The organism is Streptomyces sp. NPDC057963, assembly GCF_042887155.1.
In the GTDB taxonomy this organism is placed as follows: Bacteria; Actinomycetota; Actinomycetes; order Streptomycetales; family Streptomycetaceae; genus Streptomyces.
Genome location: NZ_JBHVPX010000004.1, coordinates 568,533 through 590,942, shown reverse-complemented (window position 1 = coordinate 590,942; position 22,410 = coordinate 568,533). Strand labels below are relative to the sequence as shown.

The 22,410-nt window shown below is 68.9% G+C and carries 23 protein-coding genes and 4 pseudogenes; 10 read left to right on the top strand and 17 right to left on the bottom strand.

The genetic code is table 11. From position 1 onward, the window contains the following. Positions 1–204: 204 nt before the first annotated feature. On the top strand, positions 205–507 hold the full coding sequence (locus ACFVT1_RS13000) for a hypothetical protein (RefSeq protein WP_389794570.1): 303 nt from the start codon (positions 205–207) through the stop codon (positions 505–507). A 15-nt stretch (positions 508–522) separates the two neighbouring features. Here the strand turns inward: ACFVT1_RS13000 and ACFVT1_RS12995 are convergent. Then, positions 523–732, bottom strand: a pseudogene (locus ACFVT1_RS12995) (IS5/IS1182 family transposase); the annotation flags it as partial. Positions 733–997: 265 nt separating this feature from the next. Then, positions 998–1,417 (bottom strand): RidA family protein, encoded by a 420-nt coding sequence (locus ACFVT1_RS12990; RefSeq protein ID WP_389794568.1) that lies wholly within the window; start codon positions 1,415–1,417, stop codon positions 998–1,000. 197 nt (positions 1,418–1,614) lie between these two features. Here ACFVT1_RS12990 and ACFVT1_RS12985 point away from each other — a divergent pair, with 197 nt between their 5' ends. Beyond that, the gene (locus tag ACFVT1_RS12985) at positions 1,615–1,833 is read left to right on the top strand and encodes a hypothetical protein (RefSeq protein ID WP_389794566.1); all 219 of its coding nucleotides are present in this window, start codon (positions 1,615–1,617) and stop codon (positions 1,831–1,833) included. Between the two features lie 27 nt (positions 1,834–1,860). Here ACFVT1_RS12985 and ACFVT1_RS12980 read toward each other — a convergent pair whose 3' ends face one another. Continuing rightward, on the bottom strand, positions 1,861–2,361 hold the full coding sequence (locus ACFVT1_RS12980; RefSeq protein WP_389794565.1) for a cupin domain-containing protein: 501 nt from the start codon (positions 2,359–2,361) through the stop codon (positions 1,861–1,863). 123 nt (positions 2,362–2,484) lie between these two features. On the opposite strand from ACFVT1_RS12980, the gene ACFVT1_RS12975 reads away from it, so the two are divergent. Next, positions 2,485–3,024, top strand: coding sequence for a MarR family winged helix-turn-helix transcriptional regulator (locus ACFVT1_RS12975; RefSeq protein ID WP_389794563.1), 540 nt, complete (start codon positions 2,485–2,487; stop codon positions 3,022–3,024). A gap of 6 nt (positions 3,025–3,030) precedes the next feature. On the opposite strand, the gene ACFVT1_RS12970 is transcribed toward ACFVT1_RS12975, so the two are convergent. Together ACFVT1_RS12970 and ACFVT1_RS12965 are read right to left on the bottom strand one after the other, a co-directional pair. Next, the gene (locus ACFVT1_RS12970) at positions 3,031–3,333 is read right to left on the bottom strand and encodes a hypothetical protein (protein WP_389794630.1); all 303 of its coding nucleotides are present in this window, start codon (positions 3,331–3,333) and stop codon (positions 3,031–3,033) included. A 42-nt stretch (positions 3,334–3,375) separates the two neighbouring features. Then, positions 3,376–3,498: pseudogene (locus ACFVT1_RS12965) on the bottom strand (histidine phosphatase family protein); the annotation flags it as partial. Between the two features lie 14 nt (positions 3,499–3,512). Here ACFVT1_RS12965 and ACFVT1_RS12960 point away from each other — a divergent pair. Next, positions 3,513–3,932: pseudogene (locus tag ACFVT1_RS12960) on the top strand (transposase); the annotation flags it as partial. A gap of 180 nt (positions 3,933–4,112) precedes the next feature. Here the strand turns inward: ACFVT1_RS12960 and ACFVT1_RS12955 are convergent. From ACFVT1_RS12955 to ACFVT1_RS12925, 7 genes and pseudogenes are all read right to left on the bottom strand, one after another. Then, a pseudogene (locus ACFVT1_RS12955) lies at positions 4,113–4,448 on the bottom strand (RNA polymerase subunit sigma-24); the annotation flags it as partial. Between the two features lie 65 nt (positions 4,449–4,513). Next, on the bottom strand, positions 4,514–5,794 hold the full coding sequence (locus ACFVT1_RS12950; RefSeq protein ID WP_389794561.1) for a hypothetical protein: 1,281 nt from the start codon (positions 5,792–5,794) through the stop codon (positions 4,514–4,516). Then, on the bottom strand, positions 5,791–6,051 hold the full coding sequence (locus tag ACFVT1_RS12945) for a hypothetical protein (RefSeq protein ID WP_362204856.1): 261 nt from the start codon (positions 6,049–6,051) through the stop codon (positions 5,791–5,793). The genes ACFVT1_RS12950 and ACFVT1_RS12945 overlap by 4 nt, the downstream gene beginning before the upstream one ends. Then, positions 6,048–8,699, bottom strand: coding sequence for an SUMF1/EgtB/PvdO family nonheme iron enzyme (locus ACFVT1_RS12940; protein ID WP_389794559.1), 2,652 nt, complete (start codon positions 8,697–8,699; stop codon positions 6,048–6,050). Before ACFVT1_RS12940 ends, ACFVT1_RS12945 begins: the two co-directional genes overlap by 4 nt. After that, positions 8,696–9,481, bottom strand: a complete 786-nt coding sequence (locus tag ACFVT1_RS12935) for a class I SAM-dependent methyltransferase (protein ID WP_389794557.1) — start codon at positions 9,479–9,481, stop codon at positions 8,696–8,698. The genes ACFVT1_RS12940 and ACFVT1_RS12935 overlap by 4 nt, the downstream gene beginning before the upstream one ends. 384 nt (positions 9,482–9,865) lie before the next feature. Continuing rightward, positions 9,866–10,096: a hypothetical protein gene (locus ACFVT1_RS12930; protein ID WP_389794555.1), complete on the bottom strand. Its 231-nt coding sequence runs from the start codon at positions 10,094–10,096 to the stop codon at positions 9,866–9,868. A gap of 94 nt (positions 10,097–10,190) precedes the next feature. Beyond that, a complete protein-coding gene (locus tag ACFVT1_RS12925) occupies positions 10,191–11,432 on the bottom strand; it encodes a helix-turn-helix domain-containing protein (RefSeq protein ID WP_389794553.1) in 1,242 nt (413 codons plus the stop codon). Positions 11,433–12,020: 588 nt separating this feature from the next. Between ACFVT1_RS12925 and ACFVT1_RS12920 the strand changes: the two genes are divergently transcribed. The 3 genes from ACFVT1_RS12920 (at position 12,021) to ACFVT1_RS12910 (ending at position 14,407) form a co-directional block, all read left to right on the top strand. Then, complete coding sequence (locus ACFVT1_RS12920; protein ID WP_389794551.1) at positions 12,021–13,091, top strand: MarR family transcriptional regulator; 1,071 nt, start codon at positions 12,021–12,023, stop codon at positions 13,089–13,091. 238 nt (positions 13,092–13,329) lie between these two features. Beyond that, positions 13,330–13,767 carry a hypothetical protein gene (locus ACFVT1_RS12915; protein ID WP_389794550.1) on the top strand — a complete coding sequence of 146 codons (438 nt, stop codon included), beginning with the start codon at positions 13,330–13,332 and terminating at the stop codon, positions 13,765–13,767. 4 nt (positions 13,768–13,771) lie between these two features. Next, positions 13,772–14,407: a TetR/AcrR family transcriptional regulator gene (locus ACFVT1_RS12910; protein WP_389794548.1), complete on the top strand. Its 636-nt coding sequence runs from the start codon at positions 13,772–13,774 to the stop codon at positions 14,405–14,407. 228 nt (positions 14,408–14,635) lie between these two features. Here the strand turns inward: ACFVT1_RS12910 and ACFVT1_RS12905 are convergent, their stop codons facing one another. The 5 genes from ACFVT1_RS12905 to ACFVT1_RS12885 all read right to left on the bottom strand — a co-directional run bounded on the left by ACFVT1_RS12905 (position 14,636) and on the right by ACFVT1_RS12885 (position 18,875). Next, positions 14,636–15,781 (bottom strand): RNA polymerase sigma factor, encoded by a 1,146-nt coding sequence (locus tag ACFVT1_RS12905; protein ID WP_389794628.1) that lies wholly within the window; start codon positions 15,779–15,781, stop codon positions 14,636–14,638. 8 nt (positions 15,782–15,789) lie between these two features. After that, positions 15,790–16,197, bottom strand: coding sequence for a YciI family protein (locus ACFVT1_RS12900; RefSeq protein ID WP_389794546.1), 408 nt, complete (start codon positions 16,195–16,197; stop codon positions 15,790–15,792). Between the two features lie 455 nt (positions 16,198–16,652). Beyond that, complete coding sequence (gene trxA, locus ACFVT1_RS12895; protein ID WP_389794544.1) at positions 16,653–16,997, bottom strand: thioredoxin; 345 nt, start codon at positions 16,995–16,997, stop codon at positions 16,653–16,655. Positions 16,998–17,000: 3 nt separating this feature from the next. Continuing rightward, entirely contained in the window at positions 17,001–17,405 is a 405-nt protein-coding gene (locus tag ACFVT1_RS12890) for a MerR family transcriptional regulator (RefSeq protein ID WP_389794542.1), read from the bottom strand. Between the two features lie 99 nt (positions 17,406–17,504). Then, positions 17,505–18,875, bottom strand: coding sequence for a cation:dicarboxylate symporter family transporter (locus ACFVT1_RS12885; RefSeq protein ID WP_389794540.1), 1,371 nt, complete (start codon positions 18,873–18,875; stop codon positions 17,505–17,507). 131 nt (positions 18,876–19,006) lie between these two features. Here ACFVT1_RS12885 and ACFVT1_RS12880 point away from each other — a divergent pair, with 131 nt between their 5' ends. The 3 genes from ACFVT1_RS12880 (at position 19,007) to ACFVT1_RS12870 (ending at position 22,302) form a co-directional block, all read left to right on the top strand. Beyond that, positions 19,007–20,785 carry an ATP-binding protein gene (locus ACFVT1_RS12880; RefSeq protein WP_389794539.1) on the top strand — a complete coding sequence of 593 codons (1,779 nt, stop codon included), beginning with the start codon at positions 19,007–19,009 and terminating at the stop codon, positions 20,783–20,785. Next, positions 20,782–21,456, top strand: coding sequence for a response regulator (locus ACFVT1_RS12875; protein WP_389794538.1), 675 nt, complete (start codon positions 20,782–20,784; stop codon positions 21,454–21,456). The genes ACFVT1_RS12880 and ACFVT1_RS12875 overlap by 4 nt, the downstream gene beginning before the upstream one ends. A 207-nt stretch (positions 21,457–21,663) precedes the next feature. Next, positions 21,664–22,302 (top strand): XRE family transcriptional regulator, encoded by a 639-nt coding sequence (locus tag ACFVT1_RS12870; RefSeq protein ID WP_389794626.1) that lies wholly within the window; start codon positions 21,664–21,666, stop codon positions 22,300–22,302. The last annotated feature ends 108 nt before the right edge of the window (positions 22,303–22,410 follow it).

Genomic DNA, 22,410 nt, shown 5'->3' with positions numbered 1-22,410 from the left:
AACACCTGTTAGCCACCTGGACCGGGACCTGCCCCACCTGCCGACAACCCACCCCATGGCAGACCTACGACACCACCTAACAAAGCCCTACTAGGAGCTGTCCGGCCGATCATTGACGGCGTGCGTCAGGCTGCTGCTTGAGGCACCTGTGACGGCGGTCTGAAGTCGATTGCCGGGGGTCCGCTGCTGCGCGACCATCGTCGGATGGGCGCGGATCAGGGTCGGAAGCTGATGCGGGTTGTGCAGACGTGTTCTGCCTACCCGTCGCAGTGGGATGCCTGGACGGCAGACGGCCAGTACTTGTATCTCCGATACCGGCATGGCGTGGGCTGCGTCGAGTGGCATCCTGGCCCTGACGATGATGCCGATACGCCGGACCCTTGGAACGAGGACCGCTCGGGGCTCCTGATCGAATGGGACGATGGCACCGGCAGCGGTGTTATCAACCTTGAGGACTTCCTTGCGGCGGCGGGCTTGGTGTTGGGGCCCGGTGCCTCGGTGAGTTGACGTCGTGCCACGCGGTCAGGTGCGCAGCCAGATGACGAGCGACGCCGCGGTGACGGTACCGAGGAAGACGTATCCGCGCTTGTCGTAACGGGTCGCGACAGCACGGAAGTTCTTCAGCTTGCTGATGGCCCGCTCCACAGTGTTGCGCTTCTTGTACCGTTCCTCGTCCAAGCCTGAGGGTCGTCCGCCTCGCGATCCTTTGCGCAGGCGGGCGGCCTGGCTGTCGGCCTTCTTGCGGGGTCTGCCCACTCCGCGGCGGGGGATCCGGGTCTTCTCCGGCGCCGGCCACGAATTGGGTGCAGGAACGGCCGCAGCCACTCCCACTCTGCGTCCGACAGATCACCACGTTCTCCCCGCCCCATAGCGGGAACAACGAGCAGATCAAGCGACGTTCACAGGATCGGCCGGACAGCTCCTGGAAGATCTCCACGGTTCGAGGGAATTGGCACCGGGGGCCCGGCCCGTGCTGCGCAATTCACGGCGCAGCACACTAGCTTTCGGATCCCTCGGCCGGGCGGACCGCGACCGCGTCGATCTCGAAGAGCATCCCGGGCAGCGCGAGCGAGGCGACCCCGCTGAGTGTCTGGGCGGGCAGCCGGTCGGCCCAGGCGCCGTGCAGCGCCGTGCCGAGGATCTCCAGCTTCTCCAGGTCGTGATCGACGATGTACGTGCCGAGCCGTACGACATGTTCGAAGCCAAGACCGACGCCGACGAGCGCGGTGCGCAGGTTGCCGAAGGATCGCTCAACCTGTGCAGCAAAGTCGCCGGGCACGACCTGGCCGGTGTCGTCGGAGGCGTACTGCCCACCGATGAACACCAGCTCGCCGGGTGCGGAGGCGGCATGGCTGTAACCGAACGGGGTGGGGTCGTGCAACCCGGCAGAGTTGGTGATGGTGCGGCTGTCGCTCATGTGTGACGATTCCTCACTGAAGATTGGGTCTGGACGATCGATTCCACGGCGTTCGGCGGATCGCAGGCCGGTGCACGCACGGCCGGCCGGAAACGGGGACCGACCGCAGAGTCGGCTGTGTTGCATGTGCAGCGTCGCGCCGAGGACGGTGACCGCGTGTCCGGCCCGATTCGCGAGCCGGGCGTCGAGGAGTTCGTATGGTCCTGCCCACCGGTGACGTGACCCGGCCGCCGACGGGCCACGGAAGCGCCGCCGTGCGGCTGGTGGAGCTGACAGACCGCAGCTGGGTGCATAACGTGCCGGACAACGGCTTGGCCGGCGTGCGGGTGATCAAGTGCTGTGCGGTGGGGGTGGCGTATCCGGTGCAGGCGTGGCGCAGGAGCTGGTCGAGGGCGTCGGCGAGGTCGGCCTCGTAGCTGTCGGGGTCGGGGTGGCGGGAGCGATCAGTAACGCTGACGGGCCCGCCGCCACGCGGCACTTTCCACGAAGAAGTTGTCGAAGCGCTCTTGCGAATCCAGAAGTTCCCGCGGATCGGCCGTGCCCTTGCGGACACGGTCCAGCAGCCGGAAGTAGTCGAAGCGCTCGACGCCGGGGGTGATGACGATCAGTACGTCGGCGCCCGCATCGGGTTCGGCGGCGAAAGCGTGCGGCAGTCCTGGTGGCACGAGGAGGAAGTCTCCCTCGTCCGCGGTGATCACACTGTCCCCGGTCAGCGCCTGGAGCCGGCCGCCGAGTACGAAGAAGAGCTCGGCGGATCCGGTGTGGTGGTGAGGTGAGGCTCCGTCGGCACCCGCGGTGAGGGTCACCCGTTGGGCGCTCAGGGCCCCGCCGGTGGTGTTGGCGTCGGCGAAGAGCCGTACGGCGCTGTCAGCGCTGCTCAGCATCTCGGCCTCGGCATCCCGGACCAGAATTCCGCCTTGGGCATCGGGAGTGATCAAGGACATATGCCCCTCCGTTCATCGGAGCCGCATCCGACCCCGGCCGTGAGCCGGGATCGAAATCGACAGAAGTGATTCCACGTCGAATAGTACGACATCTAACTATCAGCCGTCGAATAAGATGGGGGCGTGACCAAGGAAGACGTGACCAAACAGGGCGCGACTGTCGAGGAACGCCGGAAGCCCGGGGATGCGGTCGACCAGATCCTCGACCAGTGGCACAAGGAACGGCCGGATCTGGACCTGTCGGCGATGGGAGTCTTCGGACGGTTGGGTCAGCTCTCGCTCATCCTCACCCCCGCACTCGAACAAGTCTTCGCCCAACACGGCCTGCGCCGCGGCGAGTTCGACGTCCTGGCCGCACTGCGCCGATCCGGGCCCCCTTACACCCTGATCCCGTCCGCCCTCGCGAAGACGCTGATGCTTTCCCGTGCAGGCATGACCAACCGCCTGGACCGCCTGGAGGCGGACGGCCTGGTGGAACGCCGTCTCGATCCCACCGACCGCCGTAGCCTGCATGTCGCGCTCACCGGCCGCGGACACAAGGTCGTCGACGCCGCGGTCACCGACCACGCCGCCAACGAATCCCGCCTCCTCTCCGCCCTCACCCCCGACGAACGCGAAACCCTCGACCACGCCCTTCGCGCCCTGCTCCGGGCGATCGAGTAATTGAGGTCAGCCGGCTTTGGCGGAGTCGGGATATCGGGTGTCACCGAGGCTGACGACTTGACGGTTGTGGAAGAAGTCGTCGTCGCGGAGCGTGGTGATGCTGCCGGAGGGGGCCCGGAAACTGGCGTAGCCGGCCGACTTCCATCGGCATTTTGATCCAGGACGCCACGAGCACGTCAGGGAGCCGCCGTGCGCCACGACGATCTGCTGTTCGCAAGGGCTCTGCAAGGTCTCGTCCACGACCGCGTAGATGCGCTGCGCCCACGTCGCCTTGGCCTCTGCGCCCTCCACGCCTTCGTCGTGTTCCATCCGCTCCCCGACGGCCCGCGAGGGGACGAAGCGCCGGTCCAGTCACTCCTGCGGCTTTCCCTCCGCCTCACCGTAGGACTTCTCCCGCAGCCTGCGATCCAGGATCGGCTTCACCCCGAACAGTTCGGCCACCTCATCGGCCGTCCGCAGGGTGCGCCGCAGATCCGACGAGAAGAGCCAGGCCGATGGCTTTCCTGGTCACGCCCGGCCAGTGGGGCGACGCTCCGCAGATGATCGAGGTCCTCGAACGCATCCGCGTTCCCCGCCCGCAGGGCGGACGGCCGCGCACCCGGCCGAACCGCCTGGGCGGCGACAAGGCACACAGTTCACGCCGCAACCGGCGCTACCTGCCAAGACGTCAGATCAGGCACGCCATTCCCGAACCGAAAGATCAGCGGGCCAACCGCAGACGGCGCGGCAGCAAGGGCGGCCGGCCCACCGGCTTCGACAGCGAGGTCTGCAAACACCGCAACGAGGTCGAGCGGACGATCAACCGGCTCAAGGACTCCCGGGCCGTCGCCAACCGCTACGACAAGAGGGCCTACGTCTTCCACGGCACCGTCACCACCGCGGCGTTCCGCCCATGGCTCCGACCATGATCCACCGGACAGAACCTCGGCCAGGAGCTGGGCCCGGGTTCGGCATCCGGCTCCCGGTTCGGCGCGAGGGTCCGCCGGACGTGTCCGGGGCAGCCGGACGGTGCGGTGGGTGCTGCCAGCGGCGGTCTGCCCGGCGCGGAGCCGCACCAGGTGGCTGCGGGCAGATCCGAGCACGGCCCGTCAGCGGCATCCGCGGGCGTTGAGCCGGGCGGCCTGGCGGGTCAGGTGGTCGCGTTCGGCGAGGTTGGGTGCCCTGAGGGCCGCCTCGGCGTACAGCCGTGCCGCCGTCACCAGGTCGCCGTCACGCTCGTGGAGGTACGCCGCCACCGCGGCATGGCGGGGCAGCGAGTCGTCCAGCGCCGCGAGTGCCGCCAGACCTGCACGCGGCCCGTCGGCCTCGCCGACGGCCACCGCACGATTGAGCCGGACGACCGGACTGCCGGTCAGGCGCACAAGCTCGTCGTACCACTCGACGATCTGCACCCAGTCGGTCTCCGCGGCAGCGGGCGCGTCGGACTCGGACGACCGGAGCACGGACCACAGCAGCGGTGACCACGGCGCGAGGGCTGAGGAGCGCCCGTCTACAGCCTGCTGCCCTTGCGCAGCGAGGACAGAACCAGTCGCCCGTAACGCGTCGCGAGCGCGGCTCCCGTTGCGGCGACGGAGAGCCCGAGCGCGACGAGCAGGTGCGAGAGCGACTCGTCGCCGATGACCTGGAGTATGCCGAGCGCGGTGCCGAGCGGCAGGCCCAGAATCGTGAGGATCCCCAGGGCACCGCTGATCTGCTGACTCTCCTGAGTCTGCACCAGCCGGCTGTAGTCGGCTGCCTCGGCCAAGATCTCTCCGAAGCGGTCCGGTAGTCGGTGCTGCTGTTGGAAGGCGAGCAGCAGTTCGTTGGCCGGACCGTGGGCGGTCAGGTGCTGACGCCAGTAGGTGCTGCGGAAGACCGCGATGTTCCGCTCCAGCATCGCGACTCTTCGCGCCAGTTGCGTGGTGTCGAAGACGTCCGAGAGTTCGTCGGTCAGCTCGTCGATGTGGTCGCGCTGGAGTGACCCGAGCAACAGGGCGTCAAGGTAGACGGTGCGCGAGTGCAGGGCGCCGAACGCGTAGAAGTCACCGTCTCCCGCATCGGCACGATGACCGAGGAATGCGGCGCCCTGCCGGAGCACCAGAGCGCTCCAGTCCGCCGAGATACGCACGGCGCCGCCGAGTTCTGCCGCGGCGGTCTCCGGGGCAAGCGGAAAGTCGGCCGGGTTCGAGCGTGACGCCAGCTGCCAGAGCCAGCGGTCGGCGGTGGCCGGCAGTAGCCCTTCGTGGCCTGCGCGCAGCGCCGGCCTGTGCTCGGCCTCGGGAGTCATAAAGGCAATGGTGTAGGGGCGGGCTATGGCGAATGTGCCTGTACCGCTAGTGACTGCCGCGACACCTGCGAGAAGCTCGCCGGAATCCAGCGGGCCTGTGAGCGTCGCGGCGTCGCCGTCGGTGATCGCTCGTCCCGCTATCGCGCGCACCACAGGCAACAGCGGCCTGTACACCGTGAAGTGAAGGACCGCGAGAGCGTGTTCAGGATCACGGGCGGTGGCCGTACGGAGAAGCTCCATACCGATGAGGTGCAGACCGTTGTGAACGATCGACGCCGACCGGTACCAGCGTCGGGGCCGGCCGGGCGCGCCGTAAAGGACTCTCGCGGAGGCCGGAGCGAAATAGGTCGCCCGGGTCGCGGTATCGGTGCGACGGCTGCCCAGCTCGAAGGGGAACGGCCCCTCTGCCCAGTCGGGAGTCCGCAGCAGACGTACCGGGACGACAACGGTCAGTTCTTGGCGCACACCGGTGATGGTTTCGAGTGAGGGGGACACGGCGGTCATCCGTAGTACTCTGACGGATCAGGCTGGTCGAGGCGGATGACGAATGTGGCCTGGCCGGGGCTCGCCGAGACATGGAAGCGAACACGCTCACCGGTGCGGATGGTACGGAAGCCTTCAGTCACGATCTGCCGGTAGTCGAATCCGTAGTACTGCTGGTCTTCGTCGTCTCGGACGATGTACGAACCGAGCGTGCCGTTCACTCCCCCGCCACTCGAACGCCTGTCGACAATCGTGCCGTGACGCGGCTCGCCACTCATGCCATAGCCTCCTCGGTGTCGGTGATGTCCTCCACGCAGCGGAAGCCGACCGCGTTGCTTCCCCCGCGTTTCCGGTAGAGGCCCTTACTGCTTGCCTGCACAGCACGCATCGGGTTGTCATAGCTGCCGCCGCAAAGGACGGCCTCACCCGGATCACCGAGGCTCGTCGACGTCCATTCCCAGCAGTTGCCCACCATGTCGCCGATGCCGAACGGAGAGCGGTTTCCGGGCCGTTCGTTCGATGGCGTCACCCAGGCCCGGCGGACGGCGTCGCCTGCGAAGTCTTCGTACCACGCCTGGTAGGTGACGACAGGGCGCCCGACCCATGAGTCCGCACAGTTGATCAGTCCGTCCCGGGGCTCGTCGCCCCAGGGAAACAGGCGGCCGTTCGTACCACGCGCAGCGGCCTCCCACTCCAGGGAGGTGGGCAGCCTCTTGCCCTCGAACCCGGCGAAGGCGTACGCGCTCCACCAGTTGACACAGACGGCCGGGTACGCGTCGTAGCGCGCGTCGGCGTAGTAGTCGGATTCGCGCAACCTGTCGGTCCACGGATGGTGCGTAACGTTGGCCGGCTGGTCGGGATGGTCCCAGCTCGACGTGCCATCGCCGTTGAGCACGTGGAGGAAGCGCCGGTAGCGCTGCACCGTCACGGCGTGGCGGTCGAATCGTACGGATCGCGGGACTCGACGAAGCAGCAGTCGTTCGGCCGGGCCGACCAGGTACGTCCCGGCGGGCAGTACGCAGTCGTCGGTCGCGGGAGCACTGGGAAGGCCGGCGAGGAAGGCCCGAACCTGCTCGGTGAGGAAGGCGCCCCCCGGCATGTCCACTGCCGCGACCTGGTTTCCGGCCTCGGCCAGGTACCGCGCCGCAAGCAGTTCCTGGTATGCAGTGTGCACGAAGGCGACCTGATCGGGCCCTGCCGGACGTAGCAAGGGTGAGAGCACACAGGCGTCGAGCTCAAGGCGTCCGTCGGTGAACGCGCCTGTCCCCAGCGACCGGTGCAGGTCGAGGAGGGAAAACACCGTCCGGTCGGTGAGAAAGGCGTGCCCGAAGCAGTCGGGCAGACGTTGCTCGATGCCGGCCTGTCCGCAAGCGGCCAGGGTCCGGGAGATGTGCGTTCCGAGGATGTCGGCGAGGGAACGCCCCGGAGACAGCCCGAGCGACGCGGTGAGCCTCTTTTCCAACGGTGTTGCATCAGGTTCGGCGAGGCGTACGAGGTGGAAGTGCGGAACCCTGGCCGGGTCGACTCCATTGGCATACATCTGCTCGACGAGCTGTTCGGAACGGCCTGCGCCGCTGTCCAGCAGTTGGCGGACCTGTGGCGAGTCGGCAAGGAAGGACACGCGCGAGCTCATGACCACGGCGGACTCCGCCGAGAGCACGGCCGCCAGATCCACGAAGAGGCGCAGGAATCCGGCGGGGCTCGCCTCGTCGACGCCCTCGTCGACGGCGTCGAGCACGCAGAGTGCAGTGCCTGAGCGGATCAAATAGAGAAAGAGGTCGTAGGCGCGGGAGCGGTCCGAAGCCATGGACGGTGCCAGAAGTCGCGCGGCGTATTCCGAGAAGGGTTCGTCCTTGGGCTTGAGTCCAAGGTCGAAGTAGAAGCGGAATCGGCGGGTGTCCGGGTTGACGGCCAGAGAGCGCAGAAGCGTGCTCTTACCACTCCCGGGGCGACCGGTGACCAGTACGTTCGCGCTGCCCCGGGCAAGACGGGTGAGCAGCTCCGCAGCGTCCGCGGACTCCGTTGTCCGGGGCTCCCCGGTGTGCGGGTCGTTGGACAGCACGGCGGCGGTGATCGCCACGCGGGGCTCTGCGGGTGCGGCCGTGGAGGAGACGGCGCCGAGGTGTGTTTCGAGGTTGACGAGAGTGTCGACGAAGCCGTCGTAGCGGACGATACGGAAGTCCAGTCCGAGCATCTGGTGGAGCGCCCCGGATGCCGCGCTGTCGTTGTCATCGTCCAAGACGACGAACCTGGTGAGTTTGGGCAGTCGGGTGCGCAACAACTCACCGTCGCTGGAGGCGAGGACCGTGCTCAGATCGTCGGCGTCCCGGGAGAGCATGAGCTCCACGTACTCCAGCCGCATACCCGATTCACGGCAGAACAGCTGGTAGACGGTGTCGGGGCTGAGAACGAAGCGTTTGGCCTGCCGATAGCCGAGTGTGACGTACAGACCTGCGAGGAACTCACAACGGCGTGCCACCTCCGGAGCCAGGTCCGGCTCTCCGCCGAGAAGCGCGGGGCTCCCCGTGTTCGTGAACCAGACCAGCACATCGACGAGGCGGCGCACGGCCAGCAGCCCGTCCTCGTCGCTGATGTCGTAGCCGTCGTGCGTGGAACGATTACGAAGTCGGCGGATGTCGTCCAGAGCGTCCATCACGGTGCTGCTTCGGATGTGTGGGCGGCAGCGCTTGACGAGGTCGTTCAGCGCCTTGGTCGAAGGATCACCTTCGATGTTGTGGTGGCGCCATAACTCCTTGAGCAGCTTCTCGGTCAGTTTGCCGACAAGCGCGACAGCGTTCTCGGGATAGCCGTCGTCGAGGGAACGCAGAGGACGCTCGAGGTCGAGTCCGAGACGGTCCGCGATCCGTGCGTGATCGTCCAGTTCACCCCGGAGCCGGCGCAGCCGCTCATCGACCACGGTACTCACTCGCCCTCACCTCGTTGATACGGCAGTTCCCCGAGGACAAAGGCGAACCGGTCGGGAAACACAAGGACGGGCTCGGGGTGAGCGGCACGCATCTCCTCGATCCCCTTTTCGATCTCATGGTCGCTGAAGGTGGAGAGCAAGGACATGTAGCGAGCGCGCACCATGCCGAAGTACCTCTCCCGGTCGATGCGCAACTCGTGCTCGACGTGGGAGAGACCCGCCTTCATCCCAGCCGCTGTCAGGTGCTCCACGATGCCGAACGGGTCGGGTTGCAGCTCCTCGAAGCGCCTGAGAGCACTGTCGAACAACGGGTACTGAATCGTGGCCGGGAGCATGACCACGAGCAGGCGTCCACCGGCCGCCAGCAGCCCGGCCAGGCCGCGCAACGTCCGGGCCGGATCCGGGAGGTGGTGCACCGATTCCTTCAGCCACATCGCATCGAGCCGGCCGGAGGGCAGGTCGACATTCCCCCCAGCCAAATCTTCGGCCGAGGCAAGAACCGGTGCCAGACCGGGTGGGGGCGGCCTCCCGATCCGACGAAGCATCGCCTCTGAGGGATCGGCACAGAGAACGGGACGGCTCGGCCGGACGGACTTCGCCACTTCGCGCGCGAACAGCCCGGTACCGCAACCGATGTCGGCAATACGGTCGTTGGCGGAGAGCCTCAGAGATTCGGCGATGCGGGCCGACATCCAAGGGATGTAGTCCGGCCCGTACACCCAGTGCTCGTCGTACTCGGCGGCCAGCTCTTCGTAGTGCCCTTGTACATCGCGCCGCTCCACGATCCCCCTCGCGCGTCAGAGGTCTTGATGTGCTGGACAGCGACAGGCTATCGCGCCGTACTTGACCGGCGGCACCGTGTATTGCGCCGTTGGTCCACCGCCGGCTCGGCAACGTCCGGCGGGGCAGCAAGCAGGAAAGTGATCCTTGTCAGGAGTCCATCCACGTTCGCCAGGGCCTGGTGATCAGCTCTCGGTACGTGTGATGGGAGGGGTTACGACCCGAGTGGGACAGAGCCCACCCCTGCGGGGCGTCCCAGTCCTCCGCCGCAGCGGAGGATTCTCCGCAGACGACGCACAGCATGGCGTGCGTTTGAGGTTCGGCATCCGGCTCCTGGTTCGGCGCGAGGGTCCACTGGACATGTCTCACGACGGCTCGGGGCCCGCTCATGCTCCGCGCCTGGATTCGGCATTGAGAGCAGCGAGGCGAACAGTCAACTCCTGGCGCGACGAGAGCACCTCAACGCCGTCCGGCTCGACTTCCCACGACAGTCCGCCGCTGATCGGGCGGAGCTGGATGAGCCCGCCGATGGTGCCCATCACGACGCCGAAACAGTCGGTCTTCGTGTCCTTGACTACCGCCCCGATCCGGGGCACGGCCTGCTGGTTGTTCGCCATACCGAAGACGGTAAGTAGACCTTGAGTAACCAGCCAGATACGAAGCGATGCACTTCGGGTCACCACTCGTCAGACGTGCATCGGTGTAATGCAGTTATCCAAACATGCGCAGGTGAGCGCCTACCGTGCGCATGTCGGTAGTAAGGGTCCGACGCTTCTTCGTGATCTCTTCGAAGGTGATTGCGGCGGCCCTCTGGTGGCGGAACCATTCGGGTGCGACGTGATCCAGACGGGACAGCTCTTCCATGGCGGCTGAGGGATCGCCCGAGCGGACGCGGGCCCGAGCCAAATCGAGGTAGTACCGGTTCCCGTCGTTCGTGCTCGGCTTCCCCAACCGCTTCCACGCCTTCGGCTGGAGCTCTTCCACTTCGCCGGACTTCCGAACCACAGTCCGTGCATCGCCCGTGACCATCGCGTCCTCCAGCTCCTTCATTGCGGCGGTGACGGGCCCGAACTGAGACCAGTGGCGCAGAAGGTTGCGGTGCGACACGCCCACGGCCTTCGCAGCCGTACCGGCCGCCCTTCGGAGTGCCTTGGCCTCCTCCGGACGGTTGTTCCGCGCCGCCGCGGCAGCGGCCTCCATCGCGAGACCACCCCAGGTCGCGTACGCGTCCACCGTGGCCCCCTTGATCTTCGGCTCGACGATGTCCATCGTCGCGACGGCAATGTCCTCAGCCTCGTCGAACCGTTCGGTCCGAATGAGTACGAAGCACATGCCGCCCACTCCTGACGCCGCAGTCAGCTCGTTGCCGGCCAGCCGGGCATCGCTGATGGCCTCTCTAATAGCCCCGTGAGCAAGGTCATACTGCCTGATCTGCGTCAAGTACCGCCCAGCAAGTTGCAGGGCTTCGGAGCGAGCGCGTAGGGCGTCCAGGCGCTCGCTTCCGTGGTCGTAGTAGGCCACTGCGTCGTTCGCTGCGTGGATGAGAGCCGGAAGGTCGGCGGCAATGCTCTGATAGCTGTCCCCGTAGTAGAGGAGCGCGCTGTCGTGGGTCATGCGGCGCAGGCGACGGATGTCGGGCGCATCGCCGGTCGGTGCGTCAGGCGCAGCCAGGCTGACGGCCGGGGTCAGGGCGATTCGGAGTTCGCGGAGATTCAAGGTGTTGAGGTTGTCGTGAGGCACGGGCTTCGGAGCTCCCGCCGCCATCAGCTTGGAGGTCTTCACTCCAAGCGCGCGGGCGAGAGCGTGAAGTGTCTCCATTCGCACACCGTCGTCGCCCTGCTCAATCTTCCTGACGGGGCCGACTGATAGTCCCGCTCGGTGCGCGAGCTGCTCTTGACTGAGTCCGGCAGCGCGACGGTATTTCCTGAGGCTGTCAGCGAGTTCGTCCGACATGCGACACCGCCCTTCTTATTTCAGCGTACGCCGGAGAGGCAGGAGAGGGCCCTCGCCAGACGGATTCGCAGAGGCACGGAACCGATGCGGCCGGGACCCGATGGGCGGTGCCCAGCCCCTCGTCGCCTACAAGTGGCTGTTGACGGGACGGGGACTCTGCGGCGTTGCTGCGAAGTGCCCCGACCGGGCAGTGGCCGCGTCCGGCTGCGCCGATGGAGCAGCGCCACCCCGACCCTCGGAACCCGAGTTCCGGGCTTCGAGGGGCGGGGTTCGAGCTCCGGGACCGGCTGATTCACTCTTTCGTGGGTACGGGGAGGGGGTCGATCCCGACGCTTGAGCTTCGGGATCCGGGCGTCGGGATCCGGGCTCCGGGATCCGAGCGCTGCCCTTCAACCGGTAGGTAAAAGAAGGGGTTTGGGAAAACCTCCCCGCCCTCCCCGACCCGTCACGGCCAGCAAGTACGACTAATCCCGACCAGCTTGCGGCACGCTGGCGCGGCTGCTTACGGTGCCCCCAACGAAACGACCCCGACACGGTGTTAGAGCACCGGGCCGGGGTCTCACCCCAAGATCGAACGGACCCGATCTCGTGGCTACCGAGAACCTTAGCCCTGCCCTGCGTACGCCCGCATCCTCACGCCCGTACGCGAAGGCCGGCCGCGGTTACGGCAAGCGATCCGCGCCGGACCAACGCCCCGCGCGCGCCGATGACTTCATGCTGCTGCCCGAGCGCGAGCGCCATATCGCCGGGTACGTCGACCACCTGCCCGACGGTGCGGCCATGGACATCAAGTCGCTCGCCAAGAACATCCCCCTGTACGGGCAGATGGCCGTCGCCAGCGCCCTCAGGGCCCTGGGAGTGGCCGGTCACCTGCGGCACGCCCAATGCCGGGTCGAAGACCGCGGCCAGGTCCGCTGGGTCACCCGCACCTTCTGGTCCCGCACCGCCCACGACAACGAATGGTGGGGCACCTTCCTGAACGCCGAGAACAACCGGGCCACCCAAGAAGCAACCGCTCCCCAGGCACCAACCCGGGTCCCCACGCAAGCGCCCGCCCCCCGAACCGGGACAGACCCGTCAGCCCCGACCCCCATGACACCCGCCGAGCCCACAACGCAGCCCACCACACCCGACCCCGTACCCGCCGTACCCGCCGTACCCGCCGTACCGCAACAGCGAACCCCCGAACCGGCCCCGGCGCACCCCTCACCCGCGTACCTCGCCCTGGCCCAACTCGGCCGCCTCGAACCACGCCTGGCCCTCTCCGCCACCGACTGCACCACCCTGGAACCCCTCGCCACCCAGTGGTTCACCCGAGGCGTCGACACCGACTACCTCACCCACACCCTCACCTCCGGCCTCCCCACCCAGGTCGACTCCCCCATCGGCTTCGTACGCCGCCGCCTCAACGACAAGATCCCACCCCACCTGCCCACCACCCCAACACCAGCCACACCAGGCACTCCGGCCCGCCGCCTGATGGCGGAATGCACCGAATGCGGCACACCCGGCCACCCCGAAGCACTCCCCGACGGCCTCTGCCGCCCCTGCCGCACACCCGACGCGGCCCCCTCGAGCGAGCAGGCCACCGGAGCCAACGCCGAACGCAACGTCGGCAGCCTCGTCGCCGAACTCCGGGGCATGCTCAAACACCCCTGACACGACCACGCGTTGGCGAACTACCCGCTCAGCACCCACGGCTTCGGCATTCCACTCGCGACGACCCCCATCGGCCGCAGGAAGTGTGCGGCGACGGACCGACCGTCACCCGGGGGCCGCTCGTAGCGCGCAACCACACCTCGACTGCCGATGCACCACCGCTCCCCCGGCAAGCTCACCGGTCAGGCGCCCCACTCTCCCCTATTGACCATCCGGTCAACTGAGATACATTGACCGGATGGTCAATAGTGTTGCAAGAGATGAGCTCGGGTCGGCACCGCTCGCGAGGGTGAAGCGGCTGGTAACCGCCTACGTGCTAGTGGCCTTGGGCACGCTGGTGGCCCTGGCCGTCCTCGCGGTGGCGGCACCGCATCTGGCGACCGACGAGGCATGGGGGCACGCCGTGATCGTCGCCGTGTTCGCGATCGTGCTACCCGTGCGAACGCGCGCCGCACTCAAAGGGAGTCCCTCCGGCCTTCGTGCACTCACCATCATCGGGTGCGTCCTGCTGGTGGTGAACCTCGTCGAGGCCGCGTTGCCCGGCGCCTTCCCTGCGTGGATGCGCGTAGAGATGCTCGTCATCGCCGCGATGATGCTGACCCTTGCGATCCTGTCAATCCGGGTTCGCCGGAACAGCCGGCCAGTCGCCAATGACCAGGCCAGTGATCCACAGTGACTGCATGACCACTTCGTCCTCACACACCACAACGCCGGGTGCACGTCGGCAGCGGCTCGACGAGAATCAGCGCCGGGCACAAATCATGACCGCAGCCGTGGAGGAACTCGCCGACTGCGGCTACGACGGCCTGTCGTTGACTCGCGTTGCCGAGCGGGCCGGCGTATCCAAGGGCCTCATCTGGCACTACTTCGCCGACAAGGACGACCTGATGGAGTCCACTGTCAAGGCGACGATGACCACCATCCGCGACCGCATCGCGAACTCGCTCGACCTGACCGAGCCCGTCCCGGACATCATCCGCGCAGCCCTACGCCGAGCCGCGGCCCTGACCGCCACCCACCGGGGAGAGATCACCGCACTCAACCACATCGTCCACAACCTGCGTCGCCCCGATGGCACGCCGCGCCTGACGCTCGACGCCTACGAAGAGACCTACCAAGCACAGGAATCGCTGTTCCGACGCGGCCAAGCCGAGGGAACCCTGCGTGACTTCGACACCCGCGTGATGGCCATCACCTACCAAGGGGCGATCGGCATGATGATCGAGTACCTCGGAACCGAGCACCCCCACATCGACCCTGACGACTACGCCGACAGACTCGCGGACATCTTGCTCGCCGGCATCCGGCAAAATTGATCCTGGTGACGCAACCCCAGATGCAGCGAGCCATCTCACGACGTCTCGTAGAACAGCACGAACGCGATGCGTTGTTCACCACAGATGCGCAGGAACCCCTTCTGGGCTGGACGGGGTACCCACGCCTGGACGATGAGCGCGTCAAGCGCCTCCGGGGCAGACGCCTCCAGCACGCCTGTCGTCGCCGCCGAGCTTCCCCCGCCGGCAACGCGTGAGCGCCGCGACCCCTCAGCGACACGGGCGGGCGTTGAGCCGGGCGGCCTGGCGGGTCAGGTGGTCGCGTTCGGCGAGGTTGGGTGCCCTGAGGGCCGCCTCGGCGTACAACCGTGCCGCCGTCACCAGGTCGCCGTCGCGCTCGTGGAGATACGCCGCCACCGCGGCATGGCGGGGCAGCGAGTCGTCCAGCGCCGCGAGTGCCGCCAGACCGGCGCGCGGCCCGTCGGCCTCGCCGACGGCCACCGCGCGATTGAGCCGGACGACCGGACTGCCGGTCAGGCGCACAAGCTCGTCGTACCACTCGACGATCTGCACCCAGTCGGTCTCCGCGGCAGTGGGCGCGTCGGCGTGGAGTGCCGCGATGGCGGCCTGGGCCTGGAACTCGCCCAGCCGGTCGCGGGCGAGGGCCGCCTGCAGGATCTCGACGCCCTCGGCGATCGACTCGGTGGCCCACCGGCCGCGGTCCTGCTCGGCGAGCGGCACCAGGCTGCCGTCGGGCGCGGTCCGGGCGGCGCGCCGGGCGTGGTGGAGCAGCATGAGGGCGAGCAGCCCCGCCACCTCGGGGTGGTCGATCGCGGCCGCGAGCTGCCGGGTGAGCCGGATGGCCTCGGCCGCGAGGTCGACGTCACCGGAGTAGCCCTCGTTGAAGACCAGGTAGAGGACGCGCAGCACGGTGGCGACGTCGCCGGGCTGGTCGAACTGCACGCCGGAGACGGTGCGCTTGGCCCGGCTGATGCGCTGCGCCATGGTCGCCTCGGGCACCAGGTAGGCCCGGGCGATCTGGCGGGTGGTCAGCCCTCCGACGGCGCGCAGCGTGAGCGCGACCGCGGACGACGGCGTCAGCGACGGGTGGGCGCACAGGAAGTAGAGCTGGAGCGTGTCGTCCACCGCGGGCACGGGCCCGGACGCCGGCTCCTCGTCGACGAGGTCCTCCCGCCGGCGGCGGGCGGTGTCCGCCCGGGTCGCGTCGAGGAATCGGCGCCAGGCGACGGTGACCAGCCAGCCCTTCGCATCGCGTGGCGGGTCGGCGGGCCAGACGCGGACCGCCTCGACCAACGCGTCCTGCACGGCGTCCTCGGCCGCCGCGAAGTCGGCCCCGCGGCGGACGAGGATGCCGAGCACCCTCGGCGTGAGGCTCCGGAGCAGGGCCTCGTTCATCTGGGAAGTCACTCCGTGATGGTGGGCGGCGCGGCCAGGAACGGGCGCACCTCCAGCCACTCGTGGATCGGCTTCCCGCCCGCCCCGGGGGCGGCCGACAGCTCCCCGGCCAGTTCGACGGCGCGCTCGTAGCTGTCGACGTCGATCACCATCCAGCCGGCGATGAGGTCCTTGGTCTCGGCGAACGGACCGTCGGTGACCGGCGGACGGCCCTCGCCGTCGTACCGGACCCACATCCCCTCGGGGGCGAGCGCCTGAGCGTCGACGAACTCGCCGGTCCCTTCGAGCCGGACCGCGAAGTCCTGCATGTACTGGATGTGCGCCGAGATCTCCTCCGGCGTCCACTGGTCCATACAGACGTCGTTGACCGGAGCCGGGGCGCCGCGGTAGTGCTTGAGCAGCAAGTACTTGGCCATCGTGATTCTCCTCGATGCTGGTGCGACCCATTCTGGTCGCGTTCACTGCGAGGACGGAGCAGGCCACGGATTCTCGACATCGCCGTACGACATCGCCGTACGAGATCGCCGTACGAATTTTTCTGGCCCTCGTGGATGAGCCCGGGTGAGCCGCCCCGCGGTGTCCGGGTCCACGGCGTGGCGCGAGGGCAATGGCGTGGCGCGAGGCGATACGGAGCGAGGGCGATACGGAGCGAGGCCCTCCGAGATCAGCGGCAACCAGGCAACCGAATCAAGGGAAGGCCCCGCGTGTGTCACCGTACGTGCGGTCCCGGCGCGTCGTGGTGTGCTCGGACCGGTGAATCGTCCGGCGCGTCGTGGTGTGCTCGGACCGGTGAATCGTCCGGCGCGTCGTGGTGTGCTCGAACCGGTGGATCGTCGGGCGCGGAGGGCATGGGCGTCCTCCACGCCCCGCCTTACACCGTCTCGAACACGTCCTCCAGCTCCTGGAGCAGCCGGCGCTTGGGGCGGGCACCCACCATGGACTTCACGGGTTCGCCGGACCGGAACACCATCATGGTCGGCATCGCCAGCACCGCGTAGCGGCTCGCGATCCCCGGGTTGTGGTCGACGTCGATCTGGACGATCTTGATGCGCCCAGCCTCCTCGGCGGCGACGGCGCTGAGCACGGGGGCGAGCTGGCGGCACGGGCCGCACCAGTCGGCGGTGAACTCGACCAGTACGGGAAGGCCGGCCGCGAGTACCTCCGTGTCGAAGGTGTCGTCGGTGACCTCGGTCACGCCCTCTGCTGCATGAATCATCTGTCATCCTCCCAGTTCACAACGTGGTTCCGGACCACCGGGAAGCTCCGCCGCGGCCTCCAGCTCGGCTTTGGCGAGCTGCGCGCCCACCTGGGCGCGGACCGCTTGGAGCTGCTCGATGAGCGAGTCGAGCTCGCCGAGCTTGCGCCGGTAGACGGCGAGCGAGGCGGGACAGGCGTCGCCGGCCGGGTGGCCGGCGCGCAGGCACTCGACGAACGGCCGGGTCTCCTCCAGCTCGAACCCGAAGTCCTGGAGGGTCCGGATCTGCTGGACGAGCCGCAGATCGTTCTCGTCGTACGCGCGATAGCCGTTGCCCGCCCGCCGCGCGGGCAGCAGCCCGCGCGACTCGTAGTACCGCAGAGTCCGCGTGGTCGTCCCGGCCCGCTCGGCCAGCTCCCCGATTCGCATGTACGTGACCGTAAACCTTTACGCGGACGTCAAGGCAAGCGCGAAGGGCCGTCGCGGGAGCTCCCGCGACGGCCCTGGCGCTGTACCGGACTCCTGTGGCTACGCCTTCGCCACGGCGGACTCCCGGTCGCCGCCCCGGGGCTCCGGAAGGCTGCCCGTGCCGTCGCCGTGATCCGCGTCCTGGCTGAGCATCGCGTCGTTCCAGGGGAGTGCGCCGGAGAGGACCTTCTCCACCCGCTCCTTGTCGATCTCCTTGGTCCAGGTCCCGACCAGGACCGTGGCCACCGCGTTGCCCGCGAAGTTCGTCATGGCGCGGGCCTCGCTCATGAAGCGGTCGATGCCGACGATGAGTCCGACGCCGTCGACCAGGCCGGGGCGGTGCGACTGGAGGCCGCCCGCGAGGGTGGCGAGGCCCGCGCCGGTGACTCCGGCCGCGCCCTTCGAGGCGACGATCATGAAGAGCAGGAGCGAGATCTGCTCACCGGCGCTCAGCGGGTCGCCCATCGCGTTGGCGATGAAGAGCGAGGACATCGTGAGGTAGATCGCGGTGCCGTCGAGGTTGAAGGAGTAACCGGTCGGCACGGTGATGCCGACGACCGGCCTGCTGACCCCGAGGTGCTCCATCTTCGCGATGAGCCGCGGCAGGGCGGACTCCGACGAGGAGGTGGAGAGGATCAGCAGGAATTCGCGGCCCAGGTACTTCAGCAGAGAGATCAGGTTGACCCCGGCGACCAGCCGCAGAATCGTGCCGAGCACCACGAAGACGAAGATCGCGCAGGTGACGTAGAAGCCGATCATGATGATCGCGAGCGACTTCAGCGCGTCGACGCCGGTCTCGCCGACCACCGCCGCCATCGCGCCGAACGCTCCGACCGGGGCCACCCACATGATCATGGCGAGGATGCGGAAGACGAGGCGCTGGATGTGGCCGATGCCCCGCAGGACCGGCTCGCCGGCCGAGCCCATGGCCTGGAGTGCGAAGCCCGCGAGCAGGGCGATGAGCAGCGTCTGCAGCACCTCGCCCCCGGTGAAGGCGGAGACCATCGTCGTCGGGATGATGCCGAGCAGGAAGTCCGCGGTGGACTCACTGGCACCCGCCGCCTGCTTCTCCCCCGCGGCGCGCACCGCTTCGGTGAGGTGGAGGCCCTGGCCGGGCTCCAGGAAGTTGCCGACGAGCAGGCCGATGCCGAGCGCGACGGTCGACATCACCAGGAAGTAGCCGAGGGCGAGGCCGCCGACCGCGCCGACCTTGGCGGCCTTGCGGACCGACCCGACGCCCAGCACGATCGTGCAGAAGATGATGGGCGAGATCATCATCTTGATGAGGTTCACGAAGCCGGTGCCGATCGGCTTGAGTTCGACGGCGACGCCCGGGGCCGCGAAGCCCACGAGGATGCCGAGCCCCACGGCCGCGATCACGGCGAGATACAGATAGTGCGTACGGTCCCGCTTGGCGGCTGCCACTCCCACGGGGGTTCTCCTCGGTCGTCCGGGTCGCTCCCCCGTCCCTGGGGGGCTTGGTGACTATCCCGCCCTCTTGTGACGCCGGTCACTGTTGCGTGCATTTCGTTCATGTGTTTTCGGCCAGGCAGACTGTTGCCATGCGTCTCCCCCGCCCCCGTACCCACCCGCGCAGCCTGGCCGGGCAGCTCTTCGCCATGCAGGTGGTGCTGGTCGCGGCCGTGGTGGCGGGGTGCGCGTTCTTCACCTACGCCTCCGGCGGCGAGCAGGCGAAGGAGACCGCGGCCCGGCAGGTCACGGCGGCGGCGCTGGCGGTCGCCGACTCCCCGTCCGTACGGGAGGCGATCCGCACCCCGGACCCGTCCGCCGTGCTGCAGCCGTACGCGGAGAAGGTCCGCAGGGACACCGGGATCGCCTTCGTCACGATCATGTCCCCGGACCGGGTCCGCTGGACGCATCCGGACGCCGACCGGATCGGGGAGAAGTTCCTCGGGCATACCGCGCGGGCGCTGCGCGGCGAGACGTTCTCGGAGACGTACACCGGCACGCTCGGACCCTCGATCCGGGTCGTCACCCCGGTCCGGGACGGCAACAGGATCACCGGCCTGGTCAGTGCGGGCATCACGGTCGAGCGGGTCTCCTCGCAGGTGCGGGAGCAGCTGGGGGCGCTGGGGCTGGCGGCGGGCGGGGCGCTGGCGCTCGGCGGCATCGGTACGTATGTGATCAACGCCCGGCTCCGGCGGCACACGCACGGCATGAACGCCGCCGAGCTGAGCCGGATGCACGACTACCACCAGGCCACGCTGCACGCGGTGCGCGAGGGGTTGCTGATGCTCGACGGGCGGCGCAGGATCGCGCTGATCAACGACGCGGGCCGGGAGCTGCTCGGTCTGGGCCCGGGGGCGGTCGGGCGCAGGGTCGCGGACCTCGATCTGCCGGCGCCGCTGACCGGTGCGCTGCTCGCCTCCGAAGAACGTGTCGACGAGCTGCACCTGACGACCGACCGGGTGATCGTGGTCAACACCCGCCCGGTGGTGGGCGGGGAGCAGCGCGGTACGGTCGTGACACTGCGCGATCACACCGAACTCCAGGCGCTGTCGGGCGAGTTGGACTCCGAGCGGGGATTCACCCAGGCCTTGCACTCGCAGGCGCACGAGGCGGCGAACCGGCTGCACACCGTGGTCTCGCTGATCGAACTGGGCCGGGCCGAGGAGGCGGTCGGTTTCGCCACCGCCGAACTGGAGCTGGCCCAGACCCTCACCGACCGGGTGGTGGGAGCCGTCGCCGAACCGGTGCTGGCGGCGCTGCTCCTGGGCAAGGCGGCACAGGCGAACGAGCGGGGGGTGGAACTGGTGCTCGCGGACGACAGTCTGATCGACGACGGTGCCCTGCCGACGACACTGCCCCATCGCGACCTGGTGACGATCATCGGCAACCTGATCGACAACGCGGTGGACGCGGCAGCGGAGGCGGCGACCGGTGGACCGGACCCCGCGGCCTGTGGACCGGACCCCGCGACCAGCGGGCCGGACCCGGCGACCGGTGCGGCCGGCGCGGAAGAGGCCGGCCCGCACGGTCCCGCGGCCGTGCCCGCCCAGCGGGGAGCGGTGCCGGGCCGGGCCGCCCGCGCCCGGGTCACCGTCACCGCGCTCGCCGGGGAGGACGAGCTGCTGCTGCGGGTCGCCGACACCGGCGCCGGGATCGATCCGGACGACGCCACCGAGGTGTTCGGCCGCGGCTGGTCGACGCGCGGCGCGGGCCGGGGCATCGGGCTGGCCCTCGTGCGGCAGGCGGTGCACCGCAACGGCGGGACGGTGGCGCTGGACCGCGGTCCGGACGGCGGTGCGGAGTTCACGGTGCGGCTGCCGCTGACCATCGGCGGCCGCACGACGCGCACCACGAAGGAGGCGACCGCGTGATCCAGGTACTGGTCGTAGAAGACGACCTCGTAGCCGCGGACGCCCATCGGCTGTACGTGGGCCGCGTCCCCGGATTCGAGGTGGCCGCGGTCGCGCACTCGCGCGCGGAGGCGGTGCGGGCGCTGGACCGCGGGCCGGTCGATCTGCTGCTCCTGGATCTGTACCTGCCGGACGGGCACGGCCTGCAGCTGCTGCGCTCGTTGCGCGCGGCCGGCCACTCGGCGGACGTCATCGCGGTGACATCGGCGCGCGACCTGGCGGTGGTCCGGGAGGGGGTGTCGCTCGGTGTCGTCCAGTACGTGCTGAAGCCGTTCACCTTCGCCACCCTGCGCGACCGGCTCGTCCGCTACGCCGAGTTCCGCGCGGCGGCCGGTGAGGCGAGCGGTCAGGACGAGGTGGACCGGGCGCTCGGCGCTCTGCGCGCACCGCAGCCGACCCGGCTGCCGAAGGGGCTGAGCGGTCCCACGCTGGAGGCCGTCACCCGTGTGCTGCGGGCCGCCCCGGACGGGATCACGGCAGGCGCGGCCGGGTCGGAGCTGGGCATCTCGCGGATCACCGCGCGCCGCTATCTGGAACATCTGGTGACGGTGGGGCGCGCGGTACGCAGTCCGCAGTACGGCCAGGTCGGGCGTCCGGAGCTGCACTACCGTTGGGTGCCCCAGGTGCGCTGATCCGTACGGCGCCGGGTCGAACGGCACCGGGAGACACGGCACCGGGACATACAACACCGGAGCCACCGCACTAGGACGTTCATACGAGCCGTGATATCGGTCGAACACACCGTAGTCAGGCTGCGTGTTGACTTCTACGGTGGGGCCGTGCACCCCTCCCCGCCCTTCAACGCCCCCGCCGCGCGCCGTCTCCGCGAGGCCCTGGGGATGCTTCCCGGCCATGTCGCCTACGGTCTCGGGGCTCAGTACGGACTCCGTATCAGCACCGAGACGGTGGTCGCCTGGGAGCGCGGGCTCGCCGTCCCGACCGAGTACGAACTCACCGCGCTGGCCGGAGTGCTGTGGTGCTCGCCGGGCGAGCTGCTCACCGCCGCGCGCACCCTGCGCGAGCACCGGGTGGCCCGGGAGCTGGCCGTCGAGGAGCTGGCGCGGCTGCTGGGGCTGACCGCCTCGGCGTATCTGCGGATGGAGGAGGCGGGGCGCTGGCGCGGCAACGAACGCCAGTCCGCGGTGCTCAGCGAGGTGCTGGGGCTGACCGCCGCCGGGTTCGTGGCGGTGTCCGGCCGGGAGGAGGAGCTGGCGGAGCTGTTGCGCGGTGCGGTGACGACGCGCTGGCAGGCCCAGGTCCGGCCGGTGGCGAAGCTGGTGCCGCTGGAACGCGGATTCCTGCAGGACGTACTGGAACAGCTGCACGCCGACTACCAGGCGCTGATGGTGTCGACGCTGAGCTGGAGCAGCACGGGTACGGAGCGGACCGGGTCGACGGGTGACGCGGGGCGGGCGTTCCTGGCAACCATCGTGGAACGGTTCTGGCAGACGGCAGGGGTACGGGGAACCAGCGCCTGAGCCGCCCGGCTTCCCCCGGCCACGCGTCCCCTCCCACGGCCCGCACCACCCCCAGCCGCCGACAACCGGCCACCGGCCGCACCGCCCCCAGCCGCCGGCCACCGCCCA